At 59.4% G+C, this 23,704-nt stretch carries 27 protein-coding genes; 20 read left to right on the top strand and 7 right to left on the bottom strand.

The annotated features are described in order from the left end of the window. Nucleotides 1–36 precede the first annotated feature (36 nt). The 3 genes from ACR3EL_RS16650 to ACR3EL_RS16640 all read left to right on the top strand — a co-directional run bounded on the left by ACR3EL_RS16650 (nucleotide 37) and on the right by ACR3EL_RS16640 (nucleotide 2,235). Nucleotides 37–828 (top strand): trypsin-like serine peptidase, encoded by a 792-nt coding sequence (locus ACR3EL_RS16650; protein WP_367646371.1) that lies wholly within the window; start codon nucleotides 37–39, stop codon nucleotides 826–828. Next, entirely contained in the window at nucleotides 825–1,643 is an 819-nt protein-coding gene (locus ACR3EL_RS16645; RefSeq protein WP_170342494.1) for a trypsin-like serine peptidase, read from the top strand. The genes ACR3EL_RS16650 and ACR3EL_RS16645 overlap by 4 nt, the downstream gene beginning before the upstream one ends. A 124-nt stretch (nucleotides 1,644–1,767) precedes the next feature. Next, a complete protein-coding gene (locus tag ACR3EL_RS16640) occupies nucleotides 1,768–2,235 on the top strand; it encodes an Hsp20 family protein (protein ID WP_170342492.1) in 468 nt (155 codons plus the stop codon). Nucleotides 2,236–2,377: 142 nt separating this feature from the next. Here the strand turns inward: ACR3EL_RS16640 and ACR3EL_RS16635 are convergent, their stop codons facing one another. Next, entirely contained in the window at nucleotides 2,378–3,853 is a 1,476-nt protein-coding gene (locus ACR3EL_RS16635; RefSeq protein ID WP_170369948.1) for an NAD-dependent succinate-semialdehyde dehydrogenase, read from the bottom strand. A 289-nt stretch (nucleotides 3,854–4,142) separates the two neighbouring features. On the opposite strand from ACR3EL_RS16635, the gene ACR3EL_RS16630 reads away from it, so the two are divergent. Genes ACR3EL_RS16630 through ACR3EL_RS16595 form a run of 8 tightly spaced genes read left to right on the top strand, consistent with a single transcriptional unit; the run spans nucleotide 4,143 to nucleotide 11,756 of the window. Then, a complete protein-coding gene (locus tag ACR3EL_RS16630; RefSeq protein WP_170342489.1) occupies nucleotides 4,143–5,222 on the top strand; it encodes a coiled-coil domain-containing protein in 1,080 nt (359 codons plus the stop codon). 6 nt (nucleotides 5,223–5,228) lie between these two features. Further along, nucleotides 5,229–5,603, top strand: a complete 375-nt coding sequence (locus tag ACR3EL_RS16625) for a hypothetical protein (protein ID WP_170369944.1) — start codon at nucleotides 5,229–5,231, stop codon at nucleotides 5,601–5,603. A gap of 33 nt (nucleotides 5,604–5,636) precedes the next feature. Then, on the top strand, nucleotides 5,637–6,755 hold the full coding sequence (locus ACR3EL_RS16620; RefSeq protein ID WP_170342485.1) for a hypothetical protein: 1,119 nt from the start codon (nucleotides 5,637–5,639) through the stop codon (nucleotides 6,753–6,755). Nucleotides 6,756–6,776: 21 nt separating this feature from the next. Further along, the gene (locus tag ACR3EL_RS16615; protein WP_480722391.1) at nucleotides 6,777–8,708 is read left to right on the top strand and encodes an AAA family ATPase; all 1,932 of its coding nucleotides are present in this window, start codon (nucleotides 6,777–6,779) and stop codon (nucleotides 8,706–8,708) included. Further along, complete coding sequence (locus ACR3EL_RS16610; RefSeq protein ID WP_141138496.1) at nucleotides 8,705–9,499, top strand: hypothetical protein; 795 nt, start codon at nucleotides 8,705–8,707, stop codon at nucleotides 9,497–9,499. The genes ACR3EL_RS16615 and ACR3EL_RS16610 overlap by 4 nt, the downstream gene beginning before the upstream one ends. Beyond that, a complete protein-coding gene (locus ACR3EL_RS16605) occupies nucleotides 9,496–10,833 on the top strand; it encodes a DUF6638 family protein (RefSeq protein ID WP_170589264.1) in 1,338 nt (445 codons plus the stop codon). The genes ACR3EL_RS16610 and ACR3EL_RS16605 overlap by 4 nt, the downstream gene beginning before the upstream one ends. Nucleotide 10,834: 1 nt before the next feature. Next, the gene (locus ACR3EL_RS16600; protein ID WP_170589266.1) at nucleotides 10,835–11,101 is read left to right on the top strand and encodes a hypothetical protein; all 267 of its coding nucleotides are present in this window, start codon (nucleotides 10,835–10,837) and stop codon (nucleotides 11,099–11,101) included. A 10-nt stretch (nucleotides 11,102–11,111) separates the two neighbouring features. Beyond that, nucleotides 11,112–11,756 (top strand): DUF1523 family protein, encoded by a 645-nt coding sequence (locus ACR3EL_RS16595; protein ID WP_093963661.1) that lies wholly within the window; start codon nucleotides 11,112–11,114, stop codon nucleotides 11,754–11,756. A 50-nt stretch (nucleotides 11,757–11,806) separates the two neighbouring features. Here the strand turns inward: ACR3EL_RS16595 and ACR3EL_RS16590 are convergent, their stop codons facing one another. From ACR3EL_RS16590 to ACR3EL_RS16565, 6 genes are all read right to left on the bottom strand, one after another. Continuing rightward, nucleotides 11,807–12,901: a flagellar basal body P-ring protein FlgI gene (locus ACR3EL_RS16590; RefSeq protein ID WP_170342478.1), complete on the bottom strand. Its 1,095-nt coding sequence runs from the start codon at nucleotides 12,899–12,901 to the stop codon at nucleotides 11,807–11,809. Then, on the bottom strand, nucleotides 12,898–13,905 hold the full coding sequence (locus ACR3EL_RS16585) for a flagellin (RefSeq protein WP_170342476.1): 1,008 nt from the start codon (nucleotides 13,903–13,905) through the stop codon (nucleotides 12,898–12,900). Before ACR3EL_RS16585 ends, ACR3EL_RS16590 begins: the two co-directional genes overlap by 4 nt. 2 nt (nucleotides 13,906–13,907) lie before the next feature. Next, nucleotides 13,908–15,353 (bottom strand): flagellar hook-associated protein FlgK, encoded by a 1,446-nt coding sequence (flgK, locus tag ACR3EL_RS16580; RefSeq protein ID WP_170369936.1) that lies wholly within the window; start codon nucleotides 15,351–15,353, stop codon nucleotides 13,908–13,910. A 32-nt stretch (nucleotides 15,354–15,385) separates the two neighbouring features. Continuing rightward, a complete protein-coding gene (locus ACR3EL_RS16575; RefSeq protein ID WP_480722384.1) occupies nucleotides 15,386–16,681 on the bottom strand; it encodes a flagellar hook protein FlgE in 1,296 nt (431 codons plus the stop codon). Between the two features lie 97 nt (nucleotides 16,682–16,778). After that, entirely contained in the window at nucleotides 16,779–17,618 is an 840-nt protein-coding gene (locus ACR3EL_RS16570; protein ID WP_480722382.1) for a flagellar motor protein MotB, read from the bottom strand. A 93-nt stretch (nucleotides 17,619–17,711) separates the two neighbouring features. Continuing rightward, complete coding sequence (locus ACR3EL_RS16565; protein WP_170342469.1) at nucleotides 17,712–19,049, bottom strand: FliI/YscN family ATPase; 1,338 nt, start codon at nucleotides 19,047–19,049, stop codon at nucleotides 17,712–17,714. Between the two features lie 87 nt (nucleotides 19,050–19,136). On the opposite strand from ACR3EL_RS16565, the gene ACR3EL_RS16560 reads away from it, so the two are divergent. From ACR3EL_RS16560 to ACR3EL_RS16520, 9 genes are read left to right on the top strand one after another with little or no spacing between them, the layout of a single operon-like run. Further along, a complete protein-coding gene (locus tag ACR3EL_RS16560; RefSeq protein WP_170342467.1) occupies nucleotides 19,137–19,526 on the top strand; it encodes a FlgB family protein in 390 nt (129 codons plus the stop codon). 10 nt (nucleotides 19,527–19,536) lie between these two features. Beyond that, on the top strand, nucleotides 19,537–19,923 hold the full coding sequence (gene flgC / locus ACR3EL_RS16555; protein WP_170342465.1) for a flagellar basal body rod protein FlgC: 387 nt from the start codon (nucleotides 19,537–19,539) through the stop codon (nucleotides 19,921–19,923). A gap of 12 nt (nucleotides 19,924–19,935) precedes the next feature. Beyond that, complete coding sequence (gene fliE / locus ACR3EL_RS16550; protein WP_170342463.1) at nucleotides 19,936–20,226, top strand: flagellar hook-basal body complex protein FliE; 291 nt, start codon at nucleotides 19,936–19,938, stop codon at nucleotides 20,224–20,226. A 3-nt stretch (nucleotides 20,227–20,229) separates the two neighbouring features. Beyond that, a complete protein-coding gene (locus ACR3EL_RS16545; RefSeq protein WP_093963653.1) occupies nucleotides 20,230–20,502 on the top strand; it encodes a flagellar biosynthetic protein FliQ in 273 nt (90 codons plus the stop codon). Next, nucleotides 20,502–21,212, top strand: coding sequence for a flagellar hook-basal body complex protein (locus ACR3EL_RS16540; protein ID WP_170342461.1), 711 nt, complete (start codon nucleotides 20,502–20,504; stop codon nucleotides 21,210–21,212). The genes ACR3EL_RS16545 and ACR3EL_RS16540 overlap by 1 nt, the downstream gene beginning before the upstream one ends. A 24-nt stretch (nucleotides 21,213–21,236) precedes the next feature. Further along, the gene (gene flgG / locus ACR3EL_RS16535; RefSeq protein ID WP_093963652.1) at nucleotides 21,237–22,022 is read left to right on the top strand and encodes a flagellar basal-body rod protein FlgG; all 786 of its coding nucleotides are present in this window, start codon (nucleotides 21,237–21,239) and stop codon (nucleotides 22,020–22,022) included. Next, nucleotides 22,022–22,438: a flagellar basal body P-ring formation chaperone FlgA gene (gene flgA / locus ACR3EL_RS16530; protein ID WP_480722375.1), complete on the top strand. Its 417-nt coding sequence runs from the start codon at nucleotides 22,022–22,024 to the stop codon at nucleotides 22,436–22,438. The genes flgG and flgA overlap by 1 nt, the downstream gene beginning before the upstream one ends. 2 nt (nucleotides 22,439–22,440) lie before the next feature. After that, entirely contained in the window at nucleotides 22,441–23,169 is a 729-nt protein-coding gene (gene flgH / locus ACR3EL_RS16525; RefSeq protein ID WP_170367527.1) for a flagellar basal body L-ring protein FlgH, read from the top strand. Between the two features lie 12 nt (nucleotides 23,170–23,181). Continuing rightward, the gene (locus ACR3EL_RS16520) at nucleotides 23,182–23,700 is read left to right on the top strand and encodes a flagellar basal body-associated FliL family protein (protein WP_480722372.1); all 519 of its coding nucleotides are present in this window, start codon (nucleotides 23,182–23,184) and stop codon (nucleotides 23,698–23,700) included. Nucleotides 23,701–23,704 lie beyond the last annotated feature (4 nt).

Raw genomic sequence — 23,704 nt, 5'->3', positions numbered from 1 at the left:
AAGTAGATTGGCCGATACCTCATGCCGGAGAACCGCGTGCGCACATGGAGCAGGGCGATAGCGTTATGTGTTCTGCCATTGGCAGCCACGGCGCAGGATACTGGGCTGCAAAGCCTTGAAACCTCGGATTCCGGGCGCGAATGGATGGCGGTCGGACGGCTGAACATCGACGGCACCGGCTTCTGCACTGGTGCGTTGATCTCACCCACGCTTGTTCTGACTGCAGCGCATTGCCTGTTCGACCAAGCGACCCACCAACGAATTGATCCGGGCCAAATCGAGTTTCTGGCGGGGTGGCGACACGGCCGCGCATCGGCCTATCGCACGGCGCGCCAGGCGGTCATTCATCCGGAATACGAATATGACCGCGCCGCATCCGTCAGCCGCGTGCGCCACGACGTCGCGCTGATCGAGTTATGGCAGCCGATCCGAAATACGACCGTGATCCCGTTTGAAACCGGCTACAGGCCAACGCGTGGCGAGGATGTCGGAGTGGTCTCGTACGCCCACAACCGCGCAGAAGCCCCTTCGCTGCAACAGGTCTGCTCGGTCATGGCGCAGCAATCGGGGGTGCTGGTCATGTCCTGTGACGTGGATTTGGGTGCGTCCGGCGCGCCGATCTTCTCGTTCTCAGGGGATCACCCCCGGATCGTATCGGTCGTGTCCGCGAAGGCCGAATTGGAAGGCCGGCGGGTATCGTTGGGAACAGCGCTGGAAGAGTCGCTGGAGGTGCTGCGCACCGAACTGTCCGCAGGGAATGGATTTGGCGCGTCCGGCAAGACGCTCGAGCCGGGAAAGAACGTCGGCGCAAGGTTTGTCCGGCCATGATCCGCCGTATCGTGACAGCGGCCCTGATTTTGGCCGGGATTGCTGCGTCGGCGGTGGCCCAGGACAGTGGCAAGCGCCGGCTGACCGATCGGGACGACCTGTATGGTTGGGAGGCCATCGGGCGGCTGGACATCGGAGACCGCTCGTTCTGCACGGGTACGCTGATCGCGCAGGATCTTGTTCTGACCGCAGCCCATTGTGCGACGGACAAGGCCACCGGCCGGACCTACGCACCCGGCGAAGTCACCTTTCGCGCAGGTCTGAGCGATGGACATGCGCTTGCCGAAGGCACGGTCGTGCAGATCGCCGTCCTTCCCGACTATGACCCCCGGGTTGGCCTGTCACCCGAGATGGTCCGGGTCGATGTCGCCCTGATGCGACTGGATCAACCGATCCCGTATACCGTCGCCAACCCATTTGCATTGCACAGTGGCCGGGTCGCCGGGGATGAGATCAGCATCGCTTCGTACGGGCGCGGCCGATCCGAGGCAATCACGCGCCAGCGGTCCTGCCGGATTCTGGAGCGGCGCCAAGGTTTGATTACCTTCAATTGCGATGTCACGTTTGGATCTTCCGGTTCGGCAATTCTGGCCCGCAATGGGCCGCGTTGGCAGATCCTGTCGGTGGTATCTGCGGTTGGTACCGACGGCCGTCGGAAGGTCGGGTTCGGCATGGAACTTGAGGGGATCGTCTCGGACCTCAAGGCCATCATGCGGCGGGATGCGCCGCAGCCAAAGGCCAAGATCCGGCGGCTGCAGGTCGGCTCGGGCAAGTCCAGCTCAGGCGCGAAATTCATCAGCTCCGGCGGGTCTTGAACTCAGCCAGATCCTTTCCCATTTCATGTGTGTCGGGCAGCCAAACCGGGGTCCGACGATGACCAACGCCCGTCCAATCGGAGGGCAAAACTCGTAAATCGCTCTGAACATGAGGATAACGAACATGCGTAGCTTTGATTTTGCACCACTGCACCGTGCAACCGTCGGCTTTGACCAGATTGCCGACATCATGGATCGGGTCATGACCAGCGAAGTGTCACAACCCAGCTATCCCCCGTACAACATCGAAAAAACCGATGCCGATGCGTATCGCATTTCGATCGCAGTCGCCGGCTTTGCCGAAGATGACCTGACGATCGAAGTCAAGGAAAACGCGCTGGTCGTGGCCGGTAAGAAAGCCACCGAAGACACCAAGCGCACCTATCTGCATCGCGGCATCGCCACCCGCGCCTTCGAGCGTCGTTTTGCTCTGGCCGACCACGTCCGCGTGACCGGCGCCAGCCTGGAAAACGGCATGCTGCACATCGACCTGAAGCGCGAGGTGCCCGAAGCGCTGAAACCGCGCCGGATCGAGATCACCTCGACCAAGGCGATCGAAAAGGACGTGGTTGACGCCAAGCCCGTGAACTGAGGCTGAGACCGCCCAAGCGGCGATGATCGTCTCCTCCCTCGGTTGTCGCACAACCCCGCGTTCCTCCGGACGCGGGGTTTTTTCATGACGGTTGCAAAGAAAAAGGGCGCCCAAAGGCGCCCTGGTCTCATGGTCCGTCCGATCAGATCGCCATGCAGATGTATTTCATCTCGAGATAGTCTTCCATGCCGTGGTGGCTGCCTTCCCGGCCAAGGCCGGATTGCTTGACACCACCAAACGGGCCCAGTTCCGAGCTGATGATGCCGGTGTTGATGCCGACGATGCCGTATTCCAGCGCCTCGGCCACCTTGTACACGCGGCTCAGATCCTTGGCGTAGAAATACGAGGCGAGGCCGAAGATCGTGTCATTGGCCATGGCGATGACCTCGTCCTCGTCCTCGAATTTGAACAGGGGCGCCAGCGGACCAAAGGTCTCTTCCTGCGCGACCTTCATGTCCTGGGTCACGTCGGTGATGATCGTGGGCTGGAAGAAGGTGCCGCCCAGATCGTGCGGCAGGCCTCCGGTCAGGATCGCGCCGCCATTGGCCGTGGCATCGGCGATATGTTCCTGCACCTTGGCCACCGCCTCGTCGCTGATCAGCGGGCCGGTCGTTGTGCCATCGGACAGGCCGTCGCCGATTTTCAACGCCTCGACCGCGGCCTTGAGCTTGGCGGCAAAGGCGTCATAGACGCCAGCCTGCACATAGATGCGGTTGGCGCAGACGCAGGTCTGGCCGTTGTTGCGGAATTTGCACAGCATCGCGCCTTCGACGGCGGCATCCAGATCGGCGTCGTCGAACACGATGAACGGCGCGTTGCCGCCCAGCTCCATCGAGCATTTCATCACCTGGTCCGCGGCCTGGCGCAGCAGGATCCGGCCCACCTCGGTCGAGCCGGTAAAGGTCAGCTTGCGCACGCCGGGGTTCTCGCAGAACTCCTTGCCGATCTCGCTGGCCTGTGACGAGGGCACCACGTTGAACACACCCGCCGGAACGCCGGCCTGTTCGGCCAGCAGCGCCAGCACCAGCGCCGACAAGGGCGTTTCGGTGGCCGGGCGCGCGACAAAGGCGCAGCCGGCGGCCAGTGCCGGGCCTGCCTTGCGCGTGATCATCGCGTTGGGGAAGTTCCACGGCGTGATCGAGGCCGCCACCCCGATAGGCTGTTTCAGCACCATGATCCGCTTGTCGCGCTGATGGCCGGGGATGGTCTCGCCATAGACCCGCTTGGCCTCTTCGCCGAAGAATTCGATGAAGGACGCGCCATAGGCGATCTCGCCCACCGCCTCGGCCAGGGGTTTGCCCTGTTCGGCGGTCAGGATCTTGCCCAGATCCTCGGCGTTTTCCATCATCAGGTCGAACCACCGGCGCAGGATCGCGGCGCGCTCCTTGCCGGTCAGCTTGGCCCATTCCTTCTGTGCCGCCTCGGCCTGCGCGATGGCACCGGCCACCTGGGCGCGGCTGACATCCGCGACCTCGGCGATCACGTCGCCGCGGGCCGGGTTGGTGACGGCAAAGGTGCCGTTGTCACCATCGACCCACTGCCCGCCGATATAGGCCTTGGTGACCAGAAGGTCGGGGTTCTTCAAAAGCGATTTCAGGTCGGTCGTGGTATCCAGCATGGGTCGGCCTCCGGGAAGGGAAAGAATTTGCGCGTACCCAATCAGGTGGCGCAGAACATGTCTAGGGCCACCCGGGGGCGTCAATCAATCCAGATTTGATCAAAAAATCGATCGACGTGCGATGCAAGGGCCGGAAAGCATCAAAAGCCAGCCAGCTGTTGGTTTTGACGCCTATCTTTTTCGATAGGGTTTTGCCAAAGTTCCGGTGATTTGAGAGACCCAAGGGGATGTAAATCGTTATAACATTCCCTATCTTGTTGGGTAGATAAGAAAAACAAGGATTGGACAGATGTCGAACCAGCAATTCGAAGCATTGATCGAGGAAACTCAGGCCAAGGTGCGCGAAAGCCAGTCGCAGATCGAAGGGCTGACCTCGCGGATCGAGGCCGCACGCGCCAAGATCGGAACGGCCGAAGCGGATATCGACATCGAAAATGCCACGCTTGAAGACGTGCACGCCCACACCGAGGTGATGAACGCGAACATCGCCGAACTGATCATGGGGCTGGACGACGTCACCAGCGCGTTTTCCAAGGATTTCGACGAAATGCGCTCGAAGACCGGGTGGGAATCGTTCGTGGGCATCTTCTCGAAGGGTAAATCCGAGTCCATGCGCCAAGAACGGATGCGCTCAGCCAATATCGACGACAAACTGCAGGACCTGATCGCGAAATCAGACGTGATCGTGAAGCTGCTGGAAGGACAACTGGCCTTGCTGGAAGAGCAGCGCGTGAAGGTGGAGAACAACCTGACCGTCACGCTGGACGACCGCGAGGCGACCGTGGCTGAACTGGAAGCGCTGCGGGCCGAGATTCAGGGCATGGACCCGGCGATCATCACGCTGGAAAACAAGATCAGTGTCGAGCAGGACGCCGCCGCGCGCACCAAGCTCGAAACCGAACTGGCCGAACTGAACAAGCAATACAACGCCAAGGTTCAGGAAGAGCAGGTCAAGCTGGCCAAGTCTCAAACGCTGGAACGGTACATCGAAAAGGGCAAGACCTGGGTCGATTCACTGCAGAACCAGGCTGCGACGCAGATGGTGCTGATCAACAAGCTGCAGACAGACACGCAGCAGCGCGTTGTGCTGTATGACGCCCTGACCAAATCGCTAAAAACCGCGCAGCAGCAGGACGTGGCCCACCGCATCAACGAGATCGGTGTGCAGACCGACCAGGAGGCGCAGACAGCCATGGCCGCCATCGGCACCGCGACCAACCAGAAAATGGCCGACATGCTTGAGGCGCATGAGGACCACATGGTCTTTGCCCGCGACGTGCTGGAGAAAAAGGCCAAGGCGGATGAACGCTTTGCCCGCCGTTTTGCCTCGATTGTCGAGAAGCATGATAAGAATTTGTATGGGGGATAACCCCTAATGTGGAACTGGAAAGTTTTTCGTAAATTTGGCCTTTTAGGCATTTTGATCACGGTTGCAGGGGGATTAGTTTCACTGTTCTCTGACGACGGTGTTTCCTTGGCGAAAATTGGTGCTGACGCACCATTTCTTATCACCAGTCAGGACGGCATAAACGGAATTCTGGTCGCGATACTCTTTCTAACACTTCTGTTTATTTTGCTTGGGTGTTTCGGAAATCTCGCGCGAGCGCTGTTTTCCATGACTGCTCACACAATTAGGAGCCGAGAGCCAAAATTTTTCAATGCGCACCAATCGGAGGCCAATATGGTCTTTAGTTTCTTTGAACTCGATGCGTTAGGAAGAGTGCCTTCCGTCAAGGATGAACCGCAGTGATTTCAATAGGTGAAATGCTGCTGAGAGCCGCCAATGACTAACCCCACCCAAGACCATGTCGGTCTGACCGACACCTTCGCCTCGCGCCGCTATTTCCGCAAATTCGAGGTGATCACCGTCCACCTCCTGCGCGTGGCCGCGACGATGGAGGCGGAGGGCGCGATCAGCAAGCAAGAGGTGCGGATTATTTCGCGTTACCTCTCGGGGTTGCTCTACACCTTCCGCGCGCTGAGCATGAAATACCTGCTGGTCGGGCGTGATACCGGGCGGTTCTTTGGCAGCCTCGCCATGGACAAGCGCGACAGCGGGTTTCCGGTGGCGGCCGAGTTGCTGACCATGGCCAATGACGCGCAGCAGGCGCAGGTACATCTGGCGAATATGCCCTCGGAAGATGACCTGAAAACCGAGATGGTGCGGACCATCATCAGCGACAGGGAAATCCCCACCAAGCTGCAATTCGCGCTGTCGCAAAGACTCTATTACGAGGAATTGCTGAAAGGTCAGTTGTTCTGGGCCCGCAATGATCCGGAGTGCCATTGGATCGAGACCGAGGGCGAACGTAGGAAATTCCTGATTCATTGGGCGGTCTATGACAGCCAGATCAACCTGCCGGTCATCTACCTGATGCAGTTGGAGGACAGCGGCAAAACTGCCCTGCCCAAGGATCAACGCCGCTGGCCTGAAGTGCAGGCGCATCTGATGGCGCAATCCTTGGCCGGGCTGAAACTGGTGACCATCGCCAAAGGCTTCGATCAGGATTTCGACGACCTGCACCCCAAACACCTACGCCGCATTCATGTGGGTCCGATGTATTCCTCGGCTTATACCGAGCAGTCCGGCCCTCTGCGGCAGGTGCTGGAAGACGCGCAAGCCCCCGCGGGGCAGGACTGGGCACTGGCCTGGACCACCGAAGAGCTGCACAGCGAAGAGGTGATCGAAGAACGCGCCGGATGGTTCTCGACCGTCGAGCGCGAGGTCTTTGCGTTGGACCCCTTCGGCGGACAGGGGGCCGAGACCGGGGCCACACGCACCCAGCGCTCGATAATCCTTCCGCAGCGTCCGTTCCAGGTTCTGGCCGAACGCAATCCGCCGGGCTTTGCAGATGTGCGCAAATTCGTGGTCAGCAAGTCCGGGCAGGTGTTGCGATATTGATAATACAAAGGCGATTTTGAAATGAGTTTGACATCAGACCAGATGGAATTGCGCGAAGACGATATTCGCAAGCACTATCCTGCCGCCACCGCATTGCTGAACGGGTTTGAGCATGCGCCGCGTATAGCCAAACCCGCCGAGGCCGCCGTCGAACGGTCCCCCGGTGTGTCGACGGGGCGGCGGTTTCGGTCGACCACGCCGGGGTTGGTAACCCGCCGCACTGCCCGGGCCGATGGGGTGCATCTGGTCGAACGGATCGAGGCCGCGGATGACGGCGATGCGCTGGTGTCCCCACAGCAGGCGACCACACAGCAGGCGATCCGCCGGGCGATTGCCATCGCTTTAACCGTGGCCGAAACCTATGCCGACCAGACCCCGCTGGCCGATCTGAAACGCGCCAATCTGGCCGGAGATCTTGCCGCCGCGCGCAAGACCGAATTCTCGGATCTGCTGACCGCCGAAGCGTTGACCACCTTGCACACCTTCGGCAATGCGTTGGCCTATCTGATGTCCTCGCATCTGGGGGAGGCCACGGTCGAAATCGGTGAAATCGAAGAGGTCCTGACAGACAACGGCCAACTCGCCCTGCACGGTGCCCTGTGGGAGCTGGATCAGGTTCTGGCCAAGCACGCGCCCGATGATGCCCATCTGATCGCGGCCACCAGTGCCTATGCAGAGCAACTGATGGAAAAAGCTGCTCTGCGCGCGCAAACGGCTGGCCATCTGGCCCCGTTCCAGAACGCCGCCTGGCATATCGAGGCCGACGATCTGACGATCCGGGGATTTGAGCCCGCGTCGAAGGCCAAATCCACCACGCTCACCATGACGTTCAAGAAACCGAACGAGGTGGTGGGCAATCATATCGCCAAGTATCAGGCCATGAAGCTAGCCAAGATGCTGATGGCTTATGATTTTGACCGCCGCCTGAATCCGTTCGCGGAGCTTGGCGGATTCATCTTTACCTTCATGGGCGACGGCAAGCCGGGCACCGGCAAGACGACCCTGATCCAGATGATGGCCGGGCTGATTAATGACTACTGCCAGAACGCGGGCTATCCATTCCGCTATCAGAACCTGAGCACCGACAATATCGACAGCTATCAGGGAAAATCCGGCCAGAATGCCAAGGCGTTCATCAACACGATCATCGACCCCTCGGTCATCGGTTTTGGCACGATCGACGATATCGATCAGCTGGCGGGCAAACGGGGCGACCGGCAGTCCAGCGCGGGCCAGCTGGAAATCACCGCCGTGCTGATGGAGAGCTTTGCTGGGGCCAACACCGTGGTGCGCGGCAACTGCACCTTTGGCATGTTCTCGAACTACCCCGAGAATGTGGACGACGCCCTGCGCCAGCGGGCGGGTGCGCGGTTCCTGGTGGACGGGCCGCAAACACGCGAGGATTACATCGACATCCTGCACCTGCTGATGGGGCGCAACCACGACATCCCGCTGGGTGAACACGAAGCCTATGCCGCGCAGGAAATCAAAAAGGCCGTCGCCGCCAGTTTCGAAAGCCACTCGCGCCCGCACGAGGACGCGTTGCTGCGGGTCTATGAGCGTGTTTCTGGCCAGATCGGCCAGATGGATACGATCGCCAAGCTGGGCACCTACCTCAAGGCGATCCAGCAGGCGGATGAGCGTTTTACCGGCCGCGCGATCAAGAACATCACCGACGCGGTCAAGGTCCGCGCGATGGATTTCGAACTGCCCGACGAATGGATGGAAAACCCCGACCTGTTCCTGTTCCGCGACTACGACACCAAGAAGGCGATGATCGAGGAGCTGCGCCAGCCGATCACGGTCGAGATGGTGATCCAGGAGATCAATCGCTACGCCGACAGCGAATTCCGCTATGCCGACAAGAGCGACGAGGTCGCTATCGAGAACGCTGTGCGTGAGATGGGACGGATGGAAGAGGCCAAGCGGCGGTATCTGGAGGGGAAGGGGTGAGCGGCGAAAACTACTCTGCTCTACACTTTAAGGAATTGCCTCTGAATGTGGGCGAACTAAGCCACGTTTCCCGAGACAGTTTGGCTTTATTTGCGGTGAGTAGTTTTGCAGTTACAGAGTTGAACGTTATCGCGCGTATGGTTCTATCTACTTCGCAGACTTCCGAAAAAGACGAACCAATAAACGTTGCTGCTTTCATTCAACAAAGCTGCATCTTGAGGATTTGGACATTGAAACTCTTCGAGTTTCATGAGTGCATCAAGAAATTGGTCAACGGCAAAGACTCTGCTGAGAGCGAGGTAAGACGCGTTGCCGAATACTGCTTGCGCAAGTTCAAGGAAGAACTTCAACTAGATGAATCGTATTCACTCGCGAGAGATGTAAGAAACGAGGCTGCGGGGCATTACTCGTTCGGCGCCGCAAAAAAAAACCTAGACCACGTAAAGAACGAGGGCGTTGCTAGCATGTTTGTACACAAGCAAGCTGGAAATTCGTTCTATCCTTTCGGCGAAGAGGTCATGTTTGCTGGCAGGCTAAACCGACACGGTGCCTCTCCTTCTAATGCAGCATCGAGAGACAAACTAATTGACGAGCTGTTTAGTTGGAATTTGAAGGCAAACAGCTGGGTGAGAAATTCCCATTTGCACGTTTTTTCTAAATTGGTAGCGCCAGAACTTCCTGGCAAGTTTCTAAAAAAGTGCGTGTTTTGGGTTACGTCAGAGAAGGTTGGAGACGTTTCCGATTTTCGTGTCCCGCTGTTTGTATGCCGAGATTTTGGGGAAGAATTATGATCCGCCTCATCGAAAAAGGCCTGATGTTCGGCAACCTCGTCCACATCTCCAGCCCGGCTCTGGTCGAGCGGTATAACCGCGCGTTGCAGCATCTGGCGGGCAAAACCACGGCGCTGACGGATTTCCATGTCGATATCTCGGGTTATTCGCCCGAGGTGGGGATTGAACTGGACGACCCGCTCTACCTCAACCCCAACGGAGTCAACCGGCAGTTCATTCTGCTGACGACCGAGCAGAAACGCGCGCCGCTGCTGAACGTCAAATTCTCGACCTCGCGCGATATTCTGCGCGAGTTTATCGAGATGAACGAGGCGCAGCTGTTTGCCCTGACCGCCACCGATGCGGTGGCCGGAGAATTGGTGAACTCGGTCTTCAAACTCACCACCCCGCGCGACCTGCTGAACCTGCGCAAGATTGAGATCGAGGCCGACACCGTGGGCGGCACTCTGCGCAAGGCCGAGCAGCTGGCGGGCATGGTCGAACAGTTCAAAACCGAAGAAGACGCGTGGTTCGACGATGTGCTGATCGCGAAGATGATCGAAACGGCGAAAGAGACCGGCGACGTCACCCGCAACCCTGTCCGGCTGCGCCACACGGTGTTTGAACAGCGCAACTTCTGGACGGCGCATTTCGGCGGCATGTATCTGTTCCCGGATCTGGATCACCCGGCGGCGATCTGCATGGGTGAAAGGCCAGAGGATCTGCCGATCAAATATGTCTTTGATCCGTCGCAGCGAAACCAGATCGCCAAATTTCTGAATTACAACGATCTGGTCGAGCCGATCGTCAAGGCCCGCGGCGTGGATGCCGCCGCGATCCTGCAACAGAAGATGGACTTTCTGACCGTTGACGCCGCCGCGGATGCGGGCATTGATCTGACCGGGCTGGACCGCAGCGACATGCGGCGTTTGGCGCGCAATCACGCGGATCGCTTGCCCGAAGCCTATCATGGCCTCGCGCAATTGTTGCGCTGGGCGACCGATGGTGGGCCTTGGCCGCGTATCACCTCGGATCATCCGGCCTATTTCTATTCGCTGCGCGCCGCCAATACCCCGAACCGCGATCTTGTGAATATGCTGCTGGCCGAGCTTGCACCGCTGGACCCGCGCCAGATGTTCATTTGCCACAAGGAACTGTTCTACCGTACCTATGGTGGCTGGTCGGAGCCGAAAAAGGCCTATGTGGCCGAGTTTCTTGCCCGTGAATATCAAGTGGACAAGGCCGGGGCCCGCGCCGCACTGTTCGGGCATGAACCCGACATGAGCGGCGAGGACCGGGTCAGCGAGGCGGTGATCGCACGGGTCGGCCCTTGGGGCGCGGTAAGGAAAGAGTGATATGTTCGGAGCAATGCGCCTGTTTCTCGGTCTGCTCGTCGTTCAGACGATTGCCTACTTTGCCTTGTCTCTTTACTCGCGCCGTGTCCGGCGACAAAAGCTTGAAACATGGTGGGAAAAGAAGGGCAAGACCGGCAACAAGGAAGCCTTCGTCGAACGCGGATTGCACGTCTATGACAATTCGTTCCGTCGCAAACTGATCTTGGGTGTTTATATCGTGCCTTGGGTGGCGATCGCCGCGCTGATCTATGTCGTGAACTACATGTGAGGTTTTGGGAATGGTCTACATCAAATGGGCGTTCATCCTGATTTTCTGGATCACGCTGGGTGCGATCCTGCAATACTCGCTGCCGCAGCACGACATTGTCCGCATCGTGAACACCTACGAAGAGCGGCAGGATCTGACGGATTGGACCCGCATTTTCTGGTCCGAGCCCGATGATCAGTCGACCAGCCTTTCGAACCGCGATGTGCAGTTCATCCAAGCCGTGCGGGCGAACGGCAAGCCGATCGTCTATCGGAACGAGGATACCAGCTGGGGTTGGCCACCCTATTTCAAGTTCGATACCGCCAACCTTTATACCGAAGCCAACGACGCGATCTCGGACAAGGATGATCCGGATTGGGTTGTCGTGACCCACTACGGCTGGCGCAACGAGTTTCTGTCGATCTTCCCGAACGCCATTTTCATCAAACATGTCGAAGGACCGGACGTCCGCATCATTCCCTGGTTCAACATCATTTTCCTGACCGTGTTCTTTGCCATCGTCTGGGCGCTTTGGGTGCGTTGGCGCAGGTTCCGCGAAGCCCGCATCGACCCCATGCTTGAAAGCGTCGAGGATGGTCTCTACGCCGCTGGGGATGCAATCGATGAGCGAAGATCCAGCTTCCGGCGCTGGCTGGACAGTTGGAAGTCAAAATAGGTCAGAACCGGAAACCTGTCTGACCATCGGCTACCCGCCTATACGCACAGCTATCTGACGACAAACTCGGCATGGAGGGCCCCGGCCGCTTTGATGGTTTTGAGGATGTCGATCATATCCCGCGGGGACACGCCCAACGCGTTCAGGCCGGCAACCACCTGCGACAGCGTCGTCGCTTCGGGTATTTCTGCCAACCCGGTGCCGGCGTCCTCCTCAATCCCTGCGATGGTTCGTGGAACAACAACGGTCTCCCCTCTGGCAAAGGGGTTGGGCTGAACGGCGATCGGAGATTCCTCTACGCGAAGTGTCAGGTTGCCTTGGGAAACCGCGACACGTGAGATTCGGACCTCCTGCCCCATGACGATTGTGCCGGAGCGCTGATCAACAACCACGCGAGCCTTGGTTTCGGGTTCAATCAGGATGTTTTCGATCCGGCCGATCGCATGCGCGGTGGAAGGAGCCCGCGTTTCCGGGATGCTCAATTCCACCGTGCCCGAGTCGCGCATGACCGCAACTGCGCGATTGAACTCGCGGTTGATGGCCGCTTCGATCCGACCGGCGGTCGTAAAGTCCGGCTCGCGCAGGGCCAACCGCAATTGGGAAAGACCTGACAGTTCAAAATCGATCTCCTGCTCGACCCGGGCTCCGGCGGGGACGACACCGGATGTCGGCACCCCTTGAACAACCGATGCAGCGTCGCCCTCGGCGACTGCACCACCTGCCAGAACTGTGCCCTGCGCAACTGCATAGATCTGCCCATCCGCGGCGTTCAAGGGTGTCATGACGAGGGTGCCGCCCAGCAGGCTTTTGGAATCTCCGATCGCCGAAACGGTCACATCGATCTGCCCACCAACCCGCGCAAAGGGCGGAAGGGTGGCGGTGACAAGAACGGCGGCGACATTCTTGGGGCGAAAGTCCTCGCCAGTGACGTTTACGCCCAACCGTTCAAGTATGTTCGACATGATTTCTTCGGTGAACGGGGAATTGCGCAACCCGTCACCGGTTCCGTTCAGTCCAACGACAAGGCCATATCCCACCAGATCATTGCCGCGTACACCGTCAAAATTCACCAGATCCTTGAGCCGAACAGCCCCGGAAACCGCCACCGAAGGCAGCATGATCAGAAGGAAGGCCAGAAGTCTCATCTCAGGAAATTCACCAATGATAGGGTCGAATTGCGGACGGTGACCGAATAGAGGCTTTCAAGCTGGAACTGCACGGTCTGCAGGTGTGCTGCGGTTTCGTAGGGATCGGCGGCGACAAGTTCGTTGCGCGCGTATTCAAAACTGGTCCTGGCCGCAGCATTTCGTGTTTCGGCCTGTTCGATGCGGGCTTGCGCCGCTCCGATCTGAGCGCGCATCGTCACGACGTCATCCTTGGTGTTGGCCAGAGCCACGCCCAGATCGGTGAACAAGGCAGTTTGCAGGTCTGGTGGCCATCCCAGCGCGCCCTCCGTTGCCAGCGCCGCAAGCGCGACATCGCGCAATCCATCCCGAAGTTTCGGATCATTGGACGTGAACTGCATGTTCACCCGCTCGGTTTCCGAAATCTGCATAGGTGCGAGGGTCGTGTTGGAACCGTTGTACATGACCGCCTCAAACCCGGCAGGATCATTGAACCAATCTTCAGCCACCTGGCGAATATCGGTCAGGGTTGTCAGCCCCGCCAATTCGGTTCGCAGAGCAGCCAGTAGCGTGTCCGTCGACTGCAGCGGAGAGGCGTCCGTGGCGGTTCCCGCGAACAAGCTGCGGCCACCGACCCGCGTGTTCAGTGAAGAAATCATCGTGTCCAGTTCGTTGCGCGCCTGAGCCGAGGCCTGAGCATGCGATGTTGCTTGGTTGGATGTCCCAAACGCGAGCAGAGAAGCCGAAACCTCGCCAATCGAGGTTTCAAACGTCTCGAGGCTGATCTGAGTGGCATCAGCAAACAGATCTGCCTCGGCGGTCGCCGTAGAGAAGGCGTCCAGCTGTGCAATTTTTCGATCCAGGTCCAGCAAATGCGAGTAATCGCCATTGAGACGTCCAGAAATGTCAGCGGTTTTTCCCGTGGACATTTCATAGGACAGGGTTTCGATCTGCGTTTTGATCTCGGTGCTGCGCGCGCGCAAGGTCAGACCGCGGGCCAGATCACCAATCGAATTCAAGGTCATGGTTACATCCTCAGCAGCAAATCCATCAATTCGTCGACAACAGTGATGATCCGCGCATTGGCGGCATAGGCCTGTTCAATCTGCATCATGCGCTGCAATTCGGTGTCACTGTCCACGCCCTGCTCGGCCACTAACTGCTCCATTTGGAGTTGCGCGTTGGCTGCGTAGCTTTGGCGCGACAGAGCGGTATGGGCAGCTGTGCCTGCTTTGGACAAAAGCGCCGCCGACACCTCACTGGCCCGCAGGGTCCCAGTGCCGAAAGCCGGGGCAGGGCGTGGCGTGGTCAATACGGCGCCAAAAGCCTGCAGCTGGGTTGCCTCGCCGGGGTCGTTGGGTGCAACGGCCCCCAACCCCGCGCGCAGTTTCCAACTGTCGCCGCCGGCATCAGGATCGACAATCGGGTTGAGCTCAAGACGGGACGCGAGCCCCGCCGGCGCCGTGGCATCGAAACGGGCACCGGCATCGGTGAACAAGCCCAGATCAGTCGGCATCGCGGTCGGGTCCAGGCCGGCAGTTTCGAACCGTTCGATCAGATCGCGCGCGACTGCGTCGAGGTCCTCATGCGCGTCGATGGCCAACACGTCGCGAATGTCAAACTGGGCTGCCAGAGCGCCGCCGCGGATTTGTGCGGAATCACCGGATGTGCGGACTGGCCGTCCATTGAGTTCGAGCCCGGACAGCAGCCCGTTTCCCGCGGTCATGTGCGGTTTGGTATCACCGGTGACCGAGAACGCGAACTCTGCGGCTGATCCTTCCAGAAGTATCAGCCCACCGTCGGAAAACAGTGAGACGCGGTTGTTGTCGCGCGCCACGACATTGACTGGAACCAGCTGGTTGACTTGGTCAATGAGAACCTGGCGTTGATCCAGCAACCCATTGACATCGCCGCCTGCGTTCTCAACAGCCGAGATCTTGGCATTCAATGCTTCGATATCTTTCAGGGTCGTATTCAGTGTTTCGACATACGTCCCGATTGCTCGGTCCGCGTCAGAACGCATCTTGCTGAGGCCGTCGGACGCCGTATTCAGATCGGCAACCAGATCCCCAGCTGCGCGCGCCGCCAGATCTAGACGCTCGACCGAGCCGGGATTGCTTGCGGCCGTGATCAAGCTGTTCTCGAATGCGCCCAAAGATACCGCGATCGATCTGCCGTCATCGGGGGTACCGACCAATGCTTCGAATTGCGAGTAAAATTCAGAGATTGCCGAGGCCGCCGCGTTATCCGCTGTTGCCGCGCGCAGGTTCGCCATCAGAACAGGGTCTTGATGGCGGGTGATTCCCACGACCCTGACGCCGTTGCCGGAAATAGAGTTGGTGGTCAGCTCCAAGGTCCGCTTGGCGTAGCCGGGCGTCAGCGCATTGGCTATGTTGCCCGAGACGACGGCGGCGCCGTGGCTGGCCGCGCCCAGCCCACCCAGCGCGTTATTCAGGGCCGTTGACATGCTCATGAGGCCGCTCCTTTCCGCTTTGCAGGTTCAGATCAGCGCTTGATGTTGGTTGTTTCCTGCAACATCTCGTCGACTGTCTGGATCACCTTTGCGCTTGACGAATAGGCGCGCTGGGTTTGGATCATCGACGTCAGTTCAGTCGCAACGTCGGTCGTCGATTCTTCGCGCGCGAAGGAAATCAATTCTCCCGTCGGACCTTCGCCGGCATCCCACAGGAAATAAGTTCCACTGTCGCGTGACGGCGCATATGTCTGGCTGTCGAGTGCGGTCAGCCCATTCGGGTTGGGGACGTCCGCCAACGGTATCTGATACATCCGACGGGTGACACCCGTGTCATACAGCGCGTAGACGTATCCGTTTTCATCGACCTGAACGCTGGACATGGTTCCGACTGCGGATCCGTCCCGGGTGATCGAAACTGGCGCAAACGTGTCAGAGAGTTGAGTGATTCCGTCGCTGTCACCGATCAGGCCGATATTGACCTCCATCGGGCCGCCGGCGACGTTGACGACAAAGCTGCCGGTGGTCGGATCATAGGTGCCACCGGACACGGTGGTCACACTGGCAAGGGTACCGCCTGCCGTTCTGCTGTCCGTAAATGTCAGCGTATATTCACCGATCACGGTTCCGCCCGAAGCCGAATCGCGCAAGATCATCGTCCATTCGTTGCTGGACCCGGTGGCCGGCACAGTCGGGATCAGTTCGATATCGACATTCTCGGGTTTGCCCAAATTGTCGAAATATTCTACGGACAAGGGCTGCGTGTCACCAGGTGCGCCGGCATCGGTGGCCGTGGCGGGCAGGTTCATGCGCAGGTTCATTGCGGTGGTCGGCGAGCCGGACAGTTGATTGACGCTGAGTTGAACCGGCTGCAATGCTGCGGATGTGTCGCGCGAAACGTTGGGAATGGACCCATCGGCGTTGGCGGGCCAGCCCAGCAGCACAAGTCCGGACTCGGTAACCAGATACCCTTCCGCATTGGTTCGGAAGGATCCGGTGGTGGTCAGAAGCATTTCGTTAGAGTCGGTTCCGATCTGGGAACTTGGGCGAACCGGCAGCATGCCCCGGCCGCGCACGGCCAGGTCGGTTGAGTTGTTGGTGGTAACCAGCGAGCCGCGCTGATCGATCAGTCGCTGGCTGGTGGTCCGGACACCGCCCGCCGAATAGCTTCCGCCCTGGCCCGACGTCACCATCGAATGAAAATCCGTCTCAACCCGCTTGTAACCGTAGGTCGAAGAGTTGGCGATATTGTCCGATATGGTCGCCAACCTGTTCGCGTTGGCCTTCAAGCTGGCCACACCGGCATTCAGCGAAGAGGAAATTGTCATCTGCACGCCCTTCTGTTGCGTCAATCGTTCCCGCAACAGCTAACGCGCTGGGCCTTAACAGCGCGCTAACAAGTAAAATGCCAGATATCCTCCGATCTCAGGGATTGCGCAGAAACACGATCTCGATCCGGTTGTTGCGGGCCGCCATCGGGTTTTTCACCGCCAGCTTGCGATCGGCATGACCCGTGACCCGTTCAAGCCGTTTGGCGCCGACCCCCTTGTCCTGAAGCATCTGCCGTACCACCTGCGCGCGCGAAGTCGACAGATCCCACGACGGATTTCGGGCCAGAACCACCGGAGAGGAATGCACGTGACCCTCGACCGAGATGGAATTCGTCACCATGTCCGATGAACGTGCAACCAGCAGTACCAGTGCACGCATCATCTGTGTTGGAGAATCGGAACCTCTCTCGAACAACGGCTCATCTTCGGTATCGAACAGCTCGACGATCAGACCCTCGTCCGTCACCCGAGTGACAATATGCTTCAAGGCCTTTTTGGACACCATGCTTTCGCCTGACCGCCCCAGCAGCCGCGCCTCGAGCGACGAGAAGTCTTCGAACGCGCCGCGCCTGCCGCCATCGGCATCCACACCGGTCGAACCCCGCGCGCGCTTGGCCTCGGTCGGGTTCTTGTTCGTCGCTCCCGAGCCGTCCATCACCATGGTTTTCTCCGAGAACATATTGTCGCCCCCAAAGGCCCCGTCGCCCCCGCCGGAAACGGGATTGATCGGAATTGTCGGAGAGAAGTAGTCCGCCAAACCCTTGCGTTGCTTTTCGGTCGTTGCGTTCAGCAGCCACATCAACATGAAGAACGCCATCATGGCCGTCACGAAGTCCGCATAAGCGACCTTCCAGGCGCCGCCGTGATGGCCATCGCCACCCGAAACGCGCTTCTTCTTGATGATGATCGGCGCCGCATTTGATTGCGCACCCATCTAAACCACCCTTTTTCACCCACCCATTGGATTAGCAGTCCGGGGATTAAGGGCGGCTTAATATATAAAACTGTTCAGCCTTTCCCGACCCGCTCATTGGGTCATCGCGGCGCTGGCCCGACGCAGGATGACCGAAAGGCGGTTGAAACTGTTCTGGATTCCGTCTGGATCGAGTTTGCCGAAAAAGCCATCAAGCTCGTCATGGATGCGAACCGCCTGATCCAGGAGGGGGTCAGTGCCCGGCGTGTACAGACCCGCCTTGATCATCACTTCCGACTGCTCATAGCTTCCGACCAGCCTGCGGGCTTCAGCGATCAGCTTGTTTTCCTCGGGTGTCGCCGCGGCCGGTAAAGAGCGCGAAACCGACCGGCTGAGCGCGATGGCTGGAAAGCGCCCTCGCTCGGCGATCTCGCGACTTAGCACGATATGCCCGTCAAGAACGCCGCGCAGGATGTCGGCCACCGGTTCATCCATGTCCGAACCCGCGACCAGAACACTGAACACGGCGGTGATGTCGCCCTGATCGGCGGTTCCCGGACCGGCGCGTTCACAAAGTCCGGCGATGATCGGTGTGACCGAAGGCGGAAACCCCCGCAGGGACGGGGCCTCACCCATGGCGACGGCGATCTCGCGATGCGCCTCGGCGAACCGGGTGACCGAGTCGCATAGAAACAGAACGCTCAGACCCTGATCCCGCAGAAACTCGGCCGCTGCCATCGCAGACCAGGCGCAGCGCCGGCGGGCCAGTGCTGATTGGTCGGACGTGGCCGCGACCACGATCGAGCGCCTCAGACCTTCGGCGCCCAACGCGGTCTCGACGAATTCATTCACCTCGCGCCCGCGTTCGCCTACCAGCGCGACGACCACGGCATCGGCTTGCATGGATCTGGCCAGCGTTGCCAGCAAACTTGATTTTCCCAAACCCGACCCCGCAAAGAGACCGACACGCTGCCCCTGGACGACCGGAAGCAGGGTGTTCAGAATCGCCAGCCCGGTGGCCATACGGTCTCCCAGCGGTTTGCGGTCGACGGCCCGGGGTGGCGCGGACATGACGTTGCGGGCCTGCGCCCCGGGCAGAAGCGGTTTGCCGTCCAGCGGTTTGCCGAACGGATCGACCACGCGACCAAGCCAATGCAAACCGGGTGCAAAAACCGGAGTCGGCTCAAGATAGACCCGGTCCCCCAGGCGCACGCCGTCAGGGGCTGCGCCAGGCAGCATGTGAACAGCGCCGGCCTCGACCTGCAACACTTCGCCGGCCAACGGTTGGTCGTGGCGTCGCTGCAAAATCAGATGGTCGCCGATGCGCGCTTGTTCTGCCAGCCCTTCGACCTCGATCACCCCACCGGAAACACCCGCGACCAGACCCATGTGCCGCACCGGAGAAAGTCGATCGAACTGGTACTTCAGAATCGAGGGATCGAGGTCGGACATGGCGTCGGCTCCAATTGGTTTCTGAAAACGGTTTCTAAAGGAATCGGGGTTAAGCCTTGATTGAAATTGATCGAGGGAGAAGCCCCGATGTTCTCGGACCTGAACGTCTTTACAGTTGCGTACGCCTTGGCAACCCACGCCGGACAACGGCAGGCCGTCATCTCGCGCAACATGGCCAACGCGGATACGCCCGGCTACCGGGCTCGCGATATTGAGCCTTTCGCGGAAGCCTTTGAGAAATCCAGTGCCACCAGCGCAATGAGCGCGACCCGCGAAGGGCATTTGAACGGTGTCGGGCCGGGCGGCATGACTTTGGCCGAACATATGCGCGGCGGCGCAGTCGATCCCAATGGCAATGGGGTTTCGCTTGAAGAAGAAATGCTGAATGCGGTCGAGGTCAAGCGACAGCATGACCGCGCGCTGGCCATCTACAAATCCTCGATCGGGATCCTGCGCACCGGTCTGGGCAAGGCGTGAGGAGACCGTCATGAGCGATTTCTCCAAATCCCTGGCCGTCACCGCCAGCGCGCTGCGGGCGGAAGCCGCGCGCCTGCGCCATGTTTCGGAAAACATCTCGAATGCGGACACTCCGGGTTACCGGCGCAAATCGGTTCCTTTCGAGACGGTGCAAAAAGACGGCACTGAATTGGTTCTGGCCGGTCGGGTCAGGCTGGACCGGCGGGCGTTGCCCCGGATCTATGATCCCAGTCACCCGATGGCGGATGCCAGCGGGTATTACTTAGGGTCCAATGTCGATCTGATGGTCGAGATCGCCGACGCGCGTGAAGCGCAACGCAGTTACGAAGCAAACCTCAAAATGTTCGACCAGACCCGGAAGATGTCGGCCAGCCTCATGGAATTGTTGAGAAAATAAAGGAAAGCCAGAATGGATACCCGATCGATCACCGCGGCTCAGAGCTATGCGCATGCCCGCCCGGCCACCCAAGCGGATCCGGGAACAAGTGGCGCTGCACAAGGGCTGCGCGCAACCTTTCAGGACTTTGCGGCAACCCTGAAACACAGCGAAGAGGTCGCCAATGCCGCCATGATTGGCCAAGCCGACCCACATGCCCTCGTGCAGGCACTGGCCCAGACCGAACTTGCTGTCGAAACAGCGGTTGTCGTGCGCAACAAGGTCGTTGAGGCCTACCAGGAAATTCTGCGGATGCCGGTCTGAACGATGCTCAGCGAAGGTCTGTTCTATGACGTCGTGCGTCAGGCCCTGTGGATTGCCGTGATCACGTCAGTTCCGATTCTGACGGTTGCGCTGGTCACGGGTTTGGCCGTGGGCCTGTTCCAGGCCTTGACGTCCATCCAAGAGATGACCCTGACCTTCGTTCCCAAGTTGGTGGCCATCGTCATCGTGTTCTGGGTCTCGATGGGGTTCATGACGCAGACGCTGGTCACATTCTTCACCTCGACACTGGTTCCGCTGATTGCAGGAGGCCGCTGATGGATACAGCCTACGTCACCTTGTCCCGTCAAACCGGGCTGATGAACGAAATGCGTCTGGTCGCGAACAATATCGCCAATGCGCACACGACGGGTTACCGCCAGCAGGGTTTGGTGTTTTCCGAGTTTGTGCGGGACCTTCCCGGCAGCCCCTCTCTGTCCATGAGCCGTGCTCAGGCACGCAACACGTCTTTTACGCAAGGCGTGCTGACGGAAACCGGTGGGCAATTCGATTTTGCAATCGAAGGCAGTGGATTTTTCTTGGTTGAAACTCCGTCCGGCAACCGTCTGACCCGGGCGGGCAGCTTTTCACCGGACGCCAATGGCGATCTGGTTACGATGGATGGGCACCGCGTACTGGACAGCAACGGGGCCCCAGTCTTCATTCCACCGGACGCAGCAACCATTGATGTGGGCGGCGACGGGACGCTCAGCGTGAATGGGCAGGTTTTGGGGCAGATCGGGGTGATTCAGCCCGCGGAAGGCACCGAGTTGGTGCGGGAAGGCAGTACCCTGTTCAAACCGGAAGGCGAGGTCGAGCCGGTCGAGCAGCCGGTGGTTCTCAACCGGTTTCTGGAGGGTTCGAACGTCAATGCCATCGGCCAAGTGGCCCGGCTGATCGAAATCCAGCGTGCCTACGAGCTGGGTCAGAGTTTTCTGGACGCCGAAGATGAAAGGGTCCGCGGCGCCTTGAAGACCTTGATGCGCTGATCTGAAACTGCAGGAGAAACCGAAATGCGAGCCCTGAAAATTGCCGCGACCGGAATGGCGGCGCAACAAATGCGGGTCGAGACGATCTCGAACAACCTGGCGAACATGTCGACCACGGGCTACAACGCCCGGCGGGCTGAATTTGCGGATCTGCACTATCAGCAGATGGCTCGCGCCGGCACGGTGAACGCCGCGGACGGGACTGTCCTGCCGACGGGAATACAGCTTGGTCTGGGTGTTCGTCCTGCAGCCGTGACCGTCGAGTTGGCCCAAGGCGCGTTGTCCGCGACGGGCAGTGACCTGGACATTGCGATCGAAGGGCGCGGGTATCTCGAGGTGGTGCTGCCAAACGGTCAGTCGGCCTATACCCGTGACGGCAGTCTGAAGCGATCGGCCGAAGGCCTCATCGTCACGTCGGACGGGTTTGCGGTCGCCCCCGAAATCACTATCCCGGACGACGCGCGGTCGATTTCCATCAACGCGTCCGGCGAGGTCTACGCCTATTTTGACGACACCGCGGAAGGGCAACTGCTGGGGGAATTCACGCTGGCCAGCTTTTCCAATGCCAAGGGCCTCGAGGCCATCGGCAGCAACCTGTTCAAGGAAACCGAGGCTTCAGGCGCACCGATCGTGGGTACCCCAGGCGAGGACGGGCTCGGAATGCTGCGTCAAGGCTATTTGGAAGACAGCTCGGTTGATGCGGTACGTGAGGTGACCGATCTGATCGAGGCGCAGCGCGCTTATGAAATGAATGCCAAGGTGATTTCGGCCGTCGACCAGATGATGGGCGCGACGACACAGGTACGCTGATGCGGGTCGTGGGCTTCATATCCCTGTGGCTTCTTCCGGTTGCCGCCTTCGCTGACATAGTCGTGCCGACCAGAACGATCCGGGCCAAGGAGATCATTGAATCCGCTGATCTTCAGGTGAAATCCGGTGAGGCGCCCGGCGCGGTAAATGATCCTGCAGACCTGATCGGGAAGGAAGCCAAAACCGCTTTGTATCCCGGTCGGCCAATTCTGAAGGCAAGTGTCGGCCCTCCCGCTCTGGTCGATCGAAACGATCTGGTGACGCTTGTCTTCGTGAAAGGTGGACTGTCCATCGCGGTCGAAGGGCGTGCGCTGGGCCGCGGAGCCGCCGGAGATCGCATCCGCGTCATGAACCTGTCGTCACGAACGACGGTAACCGGAAAAATCCGTTCCGACGGCCAAATCGAGGTATTTTGATCATGAAACTGTCCAGATCCCTGTTGCTGGCCATCCTGTCCCTTTCCGCCTGCGGGCGTTTGGACCATCTGGGCAAACCGCCCAGCCTGTCGCCAACTACGGAAACTCCGGAACACGTGGCGATGTTGTGGCCGGGTTTGCCGTTGCACACTCAATCTCAGCGCGCCGTGGACGGCGCGTCTCTGTGGAGTGGGGGTCAGCAGTCTCTGCTGGGTGATCAGCGCGCCATCAAGAAGGGCGATATTCTGACTGTCGTGATCGAGCTTGATGAAAAGGCCGAAATCTCGAACGATACAAACCGGTCGCGCGGCAGCTCGGAAGATCTCAAGGTTCCCGGCCTCTTGGGATTGCCCCAGCGCGCAGCGAAACACCTGCCAGATGGTGCGTCACTGGACGAGGCGGTTTCGATCGATTCCGCGTCAGTCAGCAAGGGCAAGGGGTCTGTGAAACGCAAGGAAAAGCTGACACTGCGCGTCGCCGCAACGGTGATCGATGTCCTGCCGAACGGCGTCCTGTCGATTTCCGGAACGCAGGAACTGAGGGTGAATTTCGAACTTCGCGAGCTGCTGGTGTCTGGTTATGTGCGTCCGCAGGACATCTCGCGCCAGAACGAGATTACCTATGACAAGATTGCGTCTGCACGGGTGTCCTATGGCGGCCGCGGCCAGATCACGGATGTTCAGCAGCCACGATACGGGCAACAGGTGCTGGACGCGCTGTTACCGTTCTAAGGTGTTCAAATGATGAAGAAACTACTCCCCGTTTTCTTTTTGATTGCAGGTCTCGGGGCCGGCGCTGCGGCTGGGCTGCTTTTGACACCGGAACCAGAGGATACCGTGGCCGATGCCAAAGCACCGGAGCCCCACGCCGAGGAGACCGTCAAGGCAGACAAGGCGAACAAAACTTCCGGCCATAGTGAGACGTCCGGCAAGGCCGGTCCCTATGAATATCTCAAGTTGACCAAACAGTTCGTCGTTCCGGTCGTCGAAGAAAACGAAATCTCTGCTCTGGTGACCATGTCGCTGAGCCTGGAAACCCGGCCGGGCATCTCGGAGGAGTTCTACGAAATCGAACCGAAACTGCGGGACGGGTTTCTTCAAGTGCTGTTTGATCACGCGAATATTGGTGGGTTCGACGGCGAATTCACGCAATCGGACAATCTTGAGGTGCTGCGAAGGTCTCTGTTGGAGGTTGCCCGAAAGGACCTTGGCGATGACGTGTCCCGTGTTTTGATCATGAGCGTGAGCCGCCAGGACACCTGACGCC

The organism is Ruegeria sp. BJ3 (assembly GCF_056535665.1).
Note: the sequence above shows the minus strand (reverse complement) of the source record. Positions and strands in the feature narration are given on the sequence as shown.

Bases quoted from the DNA above. Each gene is read 5' to 3' on its own strand.
- ACR3EL_RS16645 (WP_170342494.1), top strand. From the start codon at position 825: ATGATCCGCCGTATCGTGACAGCGGCCCTGATTTTGGCCGGGATTGCT.
- ACR3EL_RS16640 (WP_170342492.1), top strand. From the start codon at position 1,768: ATGCGTAGCTTTGATTTTGCACCACTGCACCGTGCAACCGTCGGCTTT.
- ACR3EL_RS16635 (WP_170369948.1), bottom strand. From the start codon at position 3,853: ATGCTGGATACCACGACCGACCTGAAATCGCTTTTGAAGAACCCCGAC.
- ACR3EL_RS16630 (WP_170342489.1), top strand. From the start codon at position 4,143: ATGTCGAACCAGCAATTCGAAGCATTGATCGAGGAAACTCAGGCCAAG.
- ACR3EL_RS16625 (WP_170369944.1), top strand. From the start codon at position 5,229: ATGTGGAACTGGAAAGTTTTTCGTAAATTTGGCCTTTTAGGCATTTTG.
- ACR3EL_RS16620 (WP_170342485.1), top strand. From the start codon at position 5,637: ATGACTAACCCCACCCAAGACCATGTCGGTCTGACCGACACCTTCGCC.
- ACR3EL_RS16615 (WP_480722391.1), top strand. From the start codon at position 6,777: ATGAGTTTGACATCAGACCAGATGGAATTGCGCGAAGACGATATTCGC.
- ACR3EL_RS16605 (WP_170589264.1), top strand. From the start codon at position 9,496: ATGATCCGCCTCATCGAAAAAGGCCTGATGTTCGGCAACCTCGTCCAC.
- ACR3EL_RS16600 (WP_170589266.1), top strand. From the start codon at position 10,835: ATGTTCGGAGCAATGCGCCTGTTTCTCGGTCTGCTCGTCGTTCAGACG.
- ACR3EL_RS16595 (WP_093963661.1), top strand. From the start codon at position 11,112: ATGGTCTACATCAAATGGGCGTTCATCCTGATTTTCTGGATCACGCTG.
- ACR3EL_RS16590 (WP_170342478.1), bottom strand. From the start codon at position 12,901: ATGAGACTTCTGGCCTTCCTTCTGATCATGCTGCCTTCGGTGGCGGTT.
- ACR3EL_RS16585 (WP_170342476.1), bottom strand. From the start codon at position 13,905: ATGACCTTGAATTCGATTGGTGATCTGGCCCGCGGTCTGACCTTGCGC.
- flgK (WP_170369936.1), bottom strand. From the start codon at position 15,353: ATGAGCATGTCAACGGCCCTGAATAACGCGCTGGGTGGGCTGGGCGCG.
- ACR3EL_RS16575 (WP_480722384.1), bottom strand. From the start codon at position 16,681: ATGACAATTTCCTCTTCGCTGAATGCCGGTGTGGCCAGCTTGAAGGCC.
- ACR3EL_RS16570 (WP_480722382.1), bottom strand. From the start codon at position 17,618: ATGGGTGCGCAATCAAATGCGGCGCCGATCATCATCAAGAAGAAGCGC.
- ACR3EL_RS16565 (WP_170342469.1), bottom strand. From the start codon at position 19,049: ATGTCCGACCTCGATCCCTCGATTCTGAAGTACCAGTTCGATCGACTT.
- ACR3EL_RS16560 (WP_170342467.1), top strand. From the start codon at position 19,137: ATGTTCTCGGACCTGAACGTCTTTACAGTTGCGTACGCCTTGGCAACC.
- flgC (WP_170342465.1), top strand. From the start codon at position 19,537: ATGAGCGATTTCTCCAAATCCCTGGCCGTCACCGCCAGCGCGCTGCGG.
- fliE (WP_170342463.1), top strand. From the start codon at position 19,936: ATGGATACCCGATCGATCACCGCGGCTCAGAGCTATGCGCATGCCCGC.
- ACR3EL_RS16545 (WP_093963653.1), top strand. From the start codon at position 20,230: ATGCTCAGCGAAGGTCTGTTCTATGACGTCGTGCGTCAGGCCCTGTGG.
- ACR3EL_RS16540 (WP_170342461.1), top strand. From the start codon at position 20,502: ATGGATACAGCCTACGTCACCTTGTCCCGTCAAACCGGGCTGATGAAC.
- flgG (WP_093963652.1), top strand. From the start codon at position 21,237: ATGCGAGCCCTGAAAATTGCCGCGACCGGAATGGCGGCGCAACAAATG.
- flgA (WP_480722375.1), top strand. From the start codon at position 22,022: ATGCGGGTCGTGGGCTTCATATCCCTGTGGCTTCTTCCGGTTGCCGCC.
- flgH (WP_170367527.1), top strand. From the start codon at position 22,441: ATGAAACTGTCCAGATCCCTGTTGCTGGCCATCCTGTCCCTTTCCGCC.
- ACR3EL_RS16520 (WP_480722372.1), top strand. From the start codon at position 23,182: ATGAAGAAACTACTCCCCGTTTTCTTTTTGATTGCAGGTCTCGGGGCC.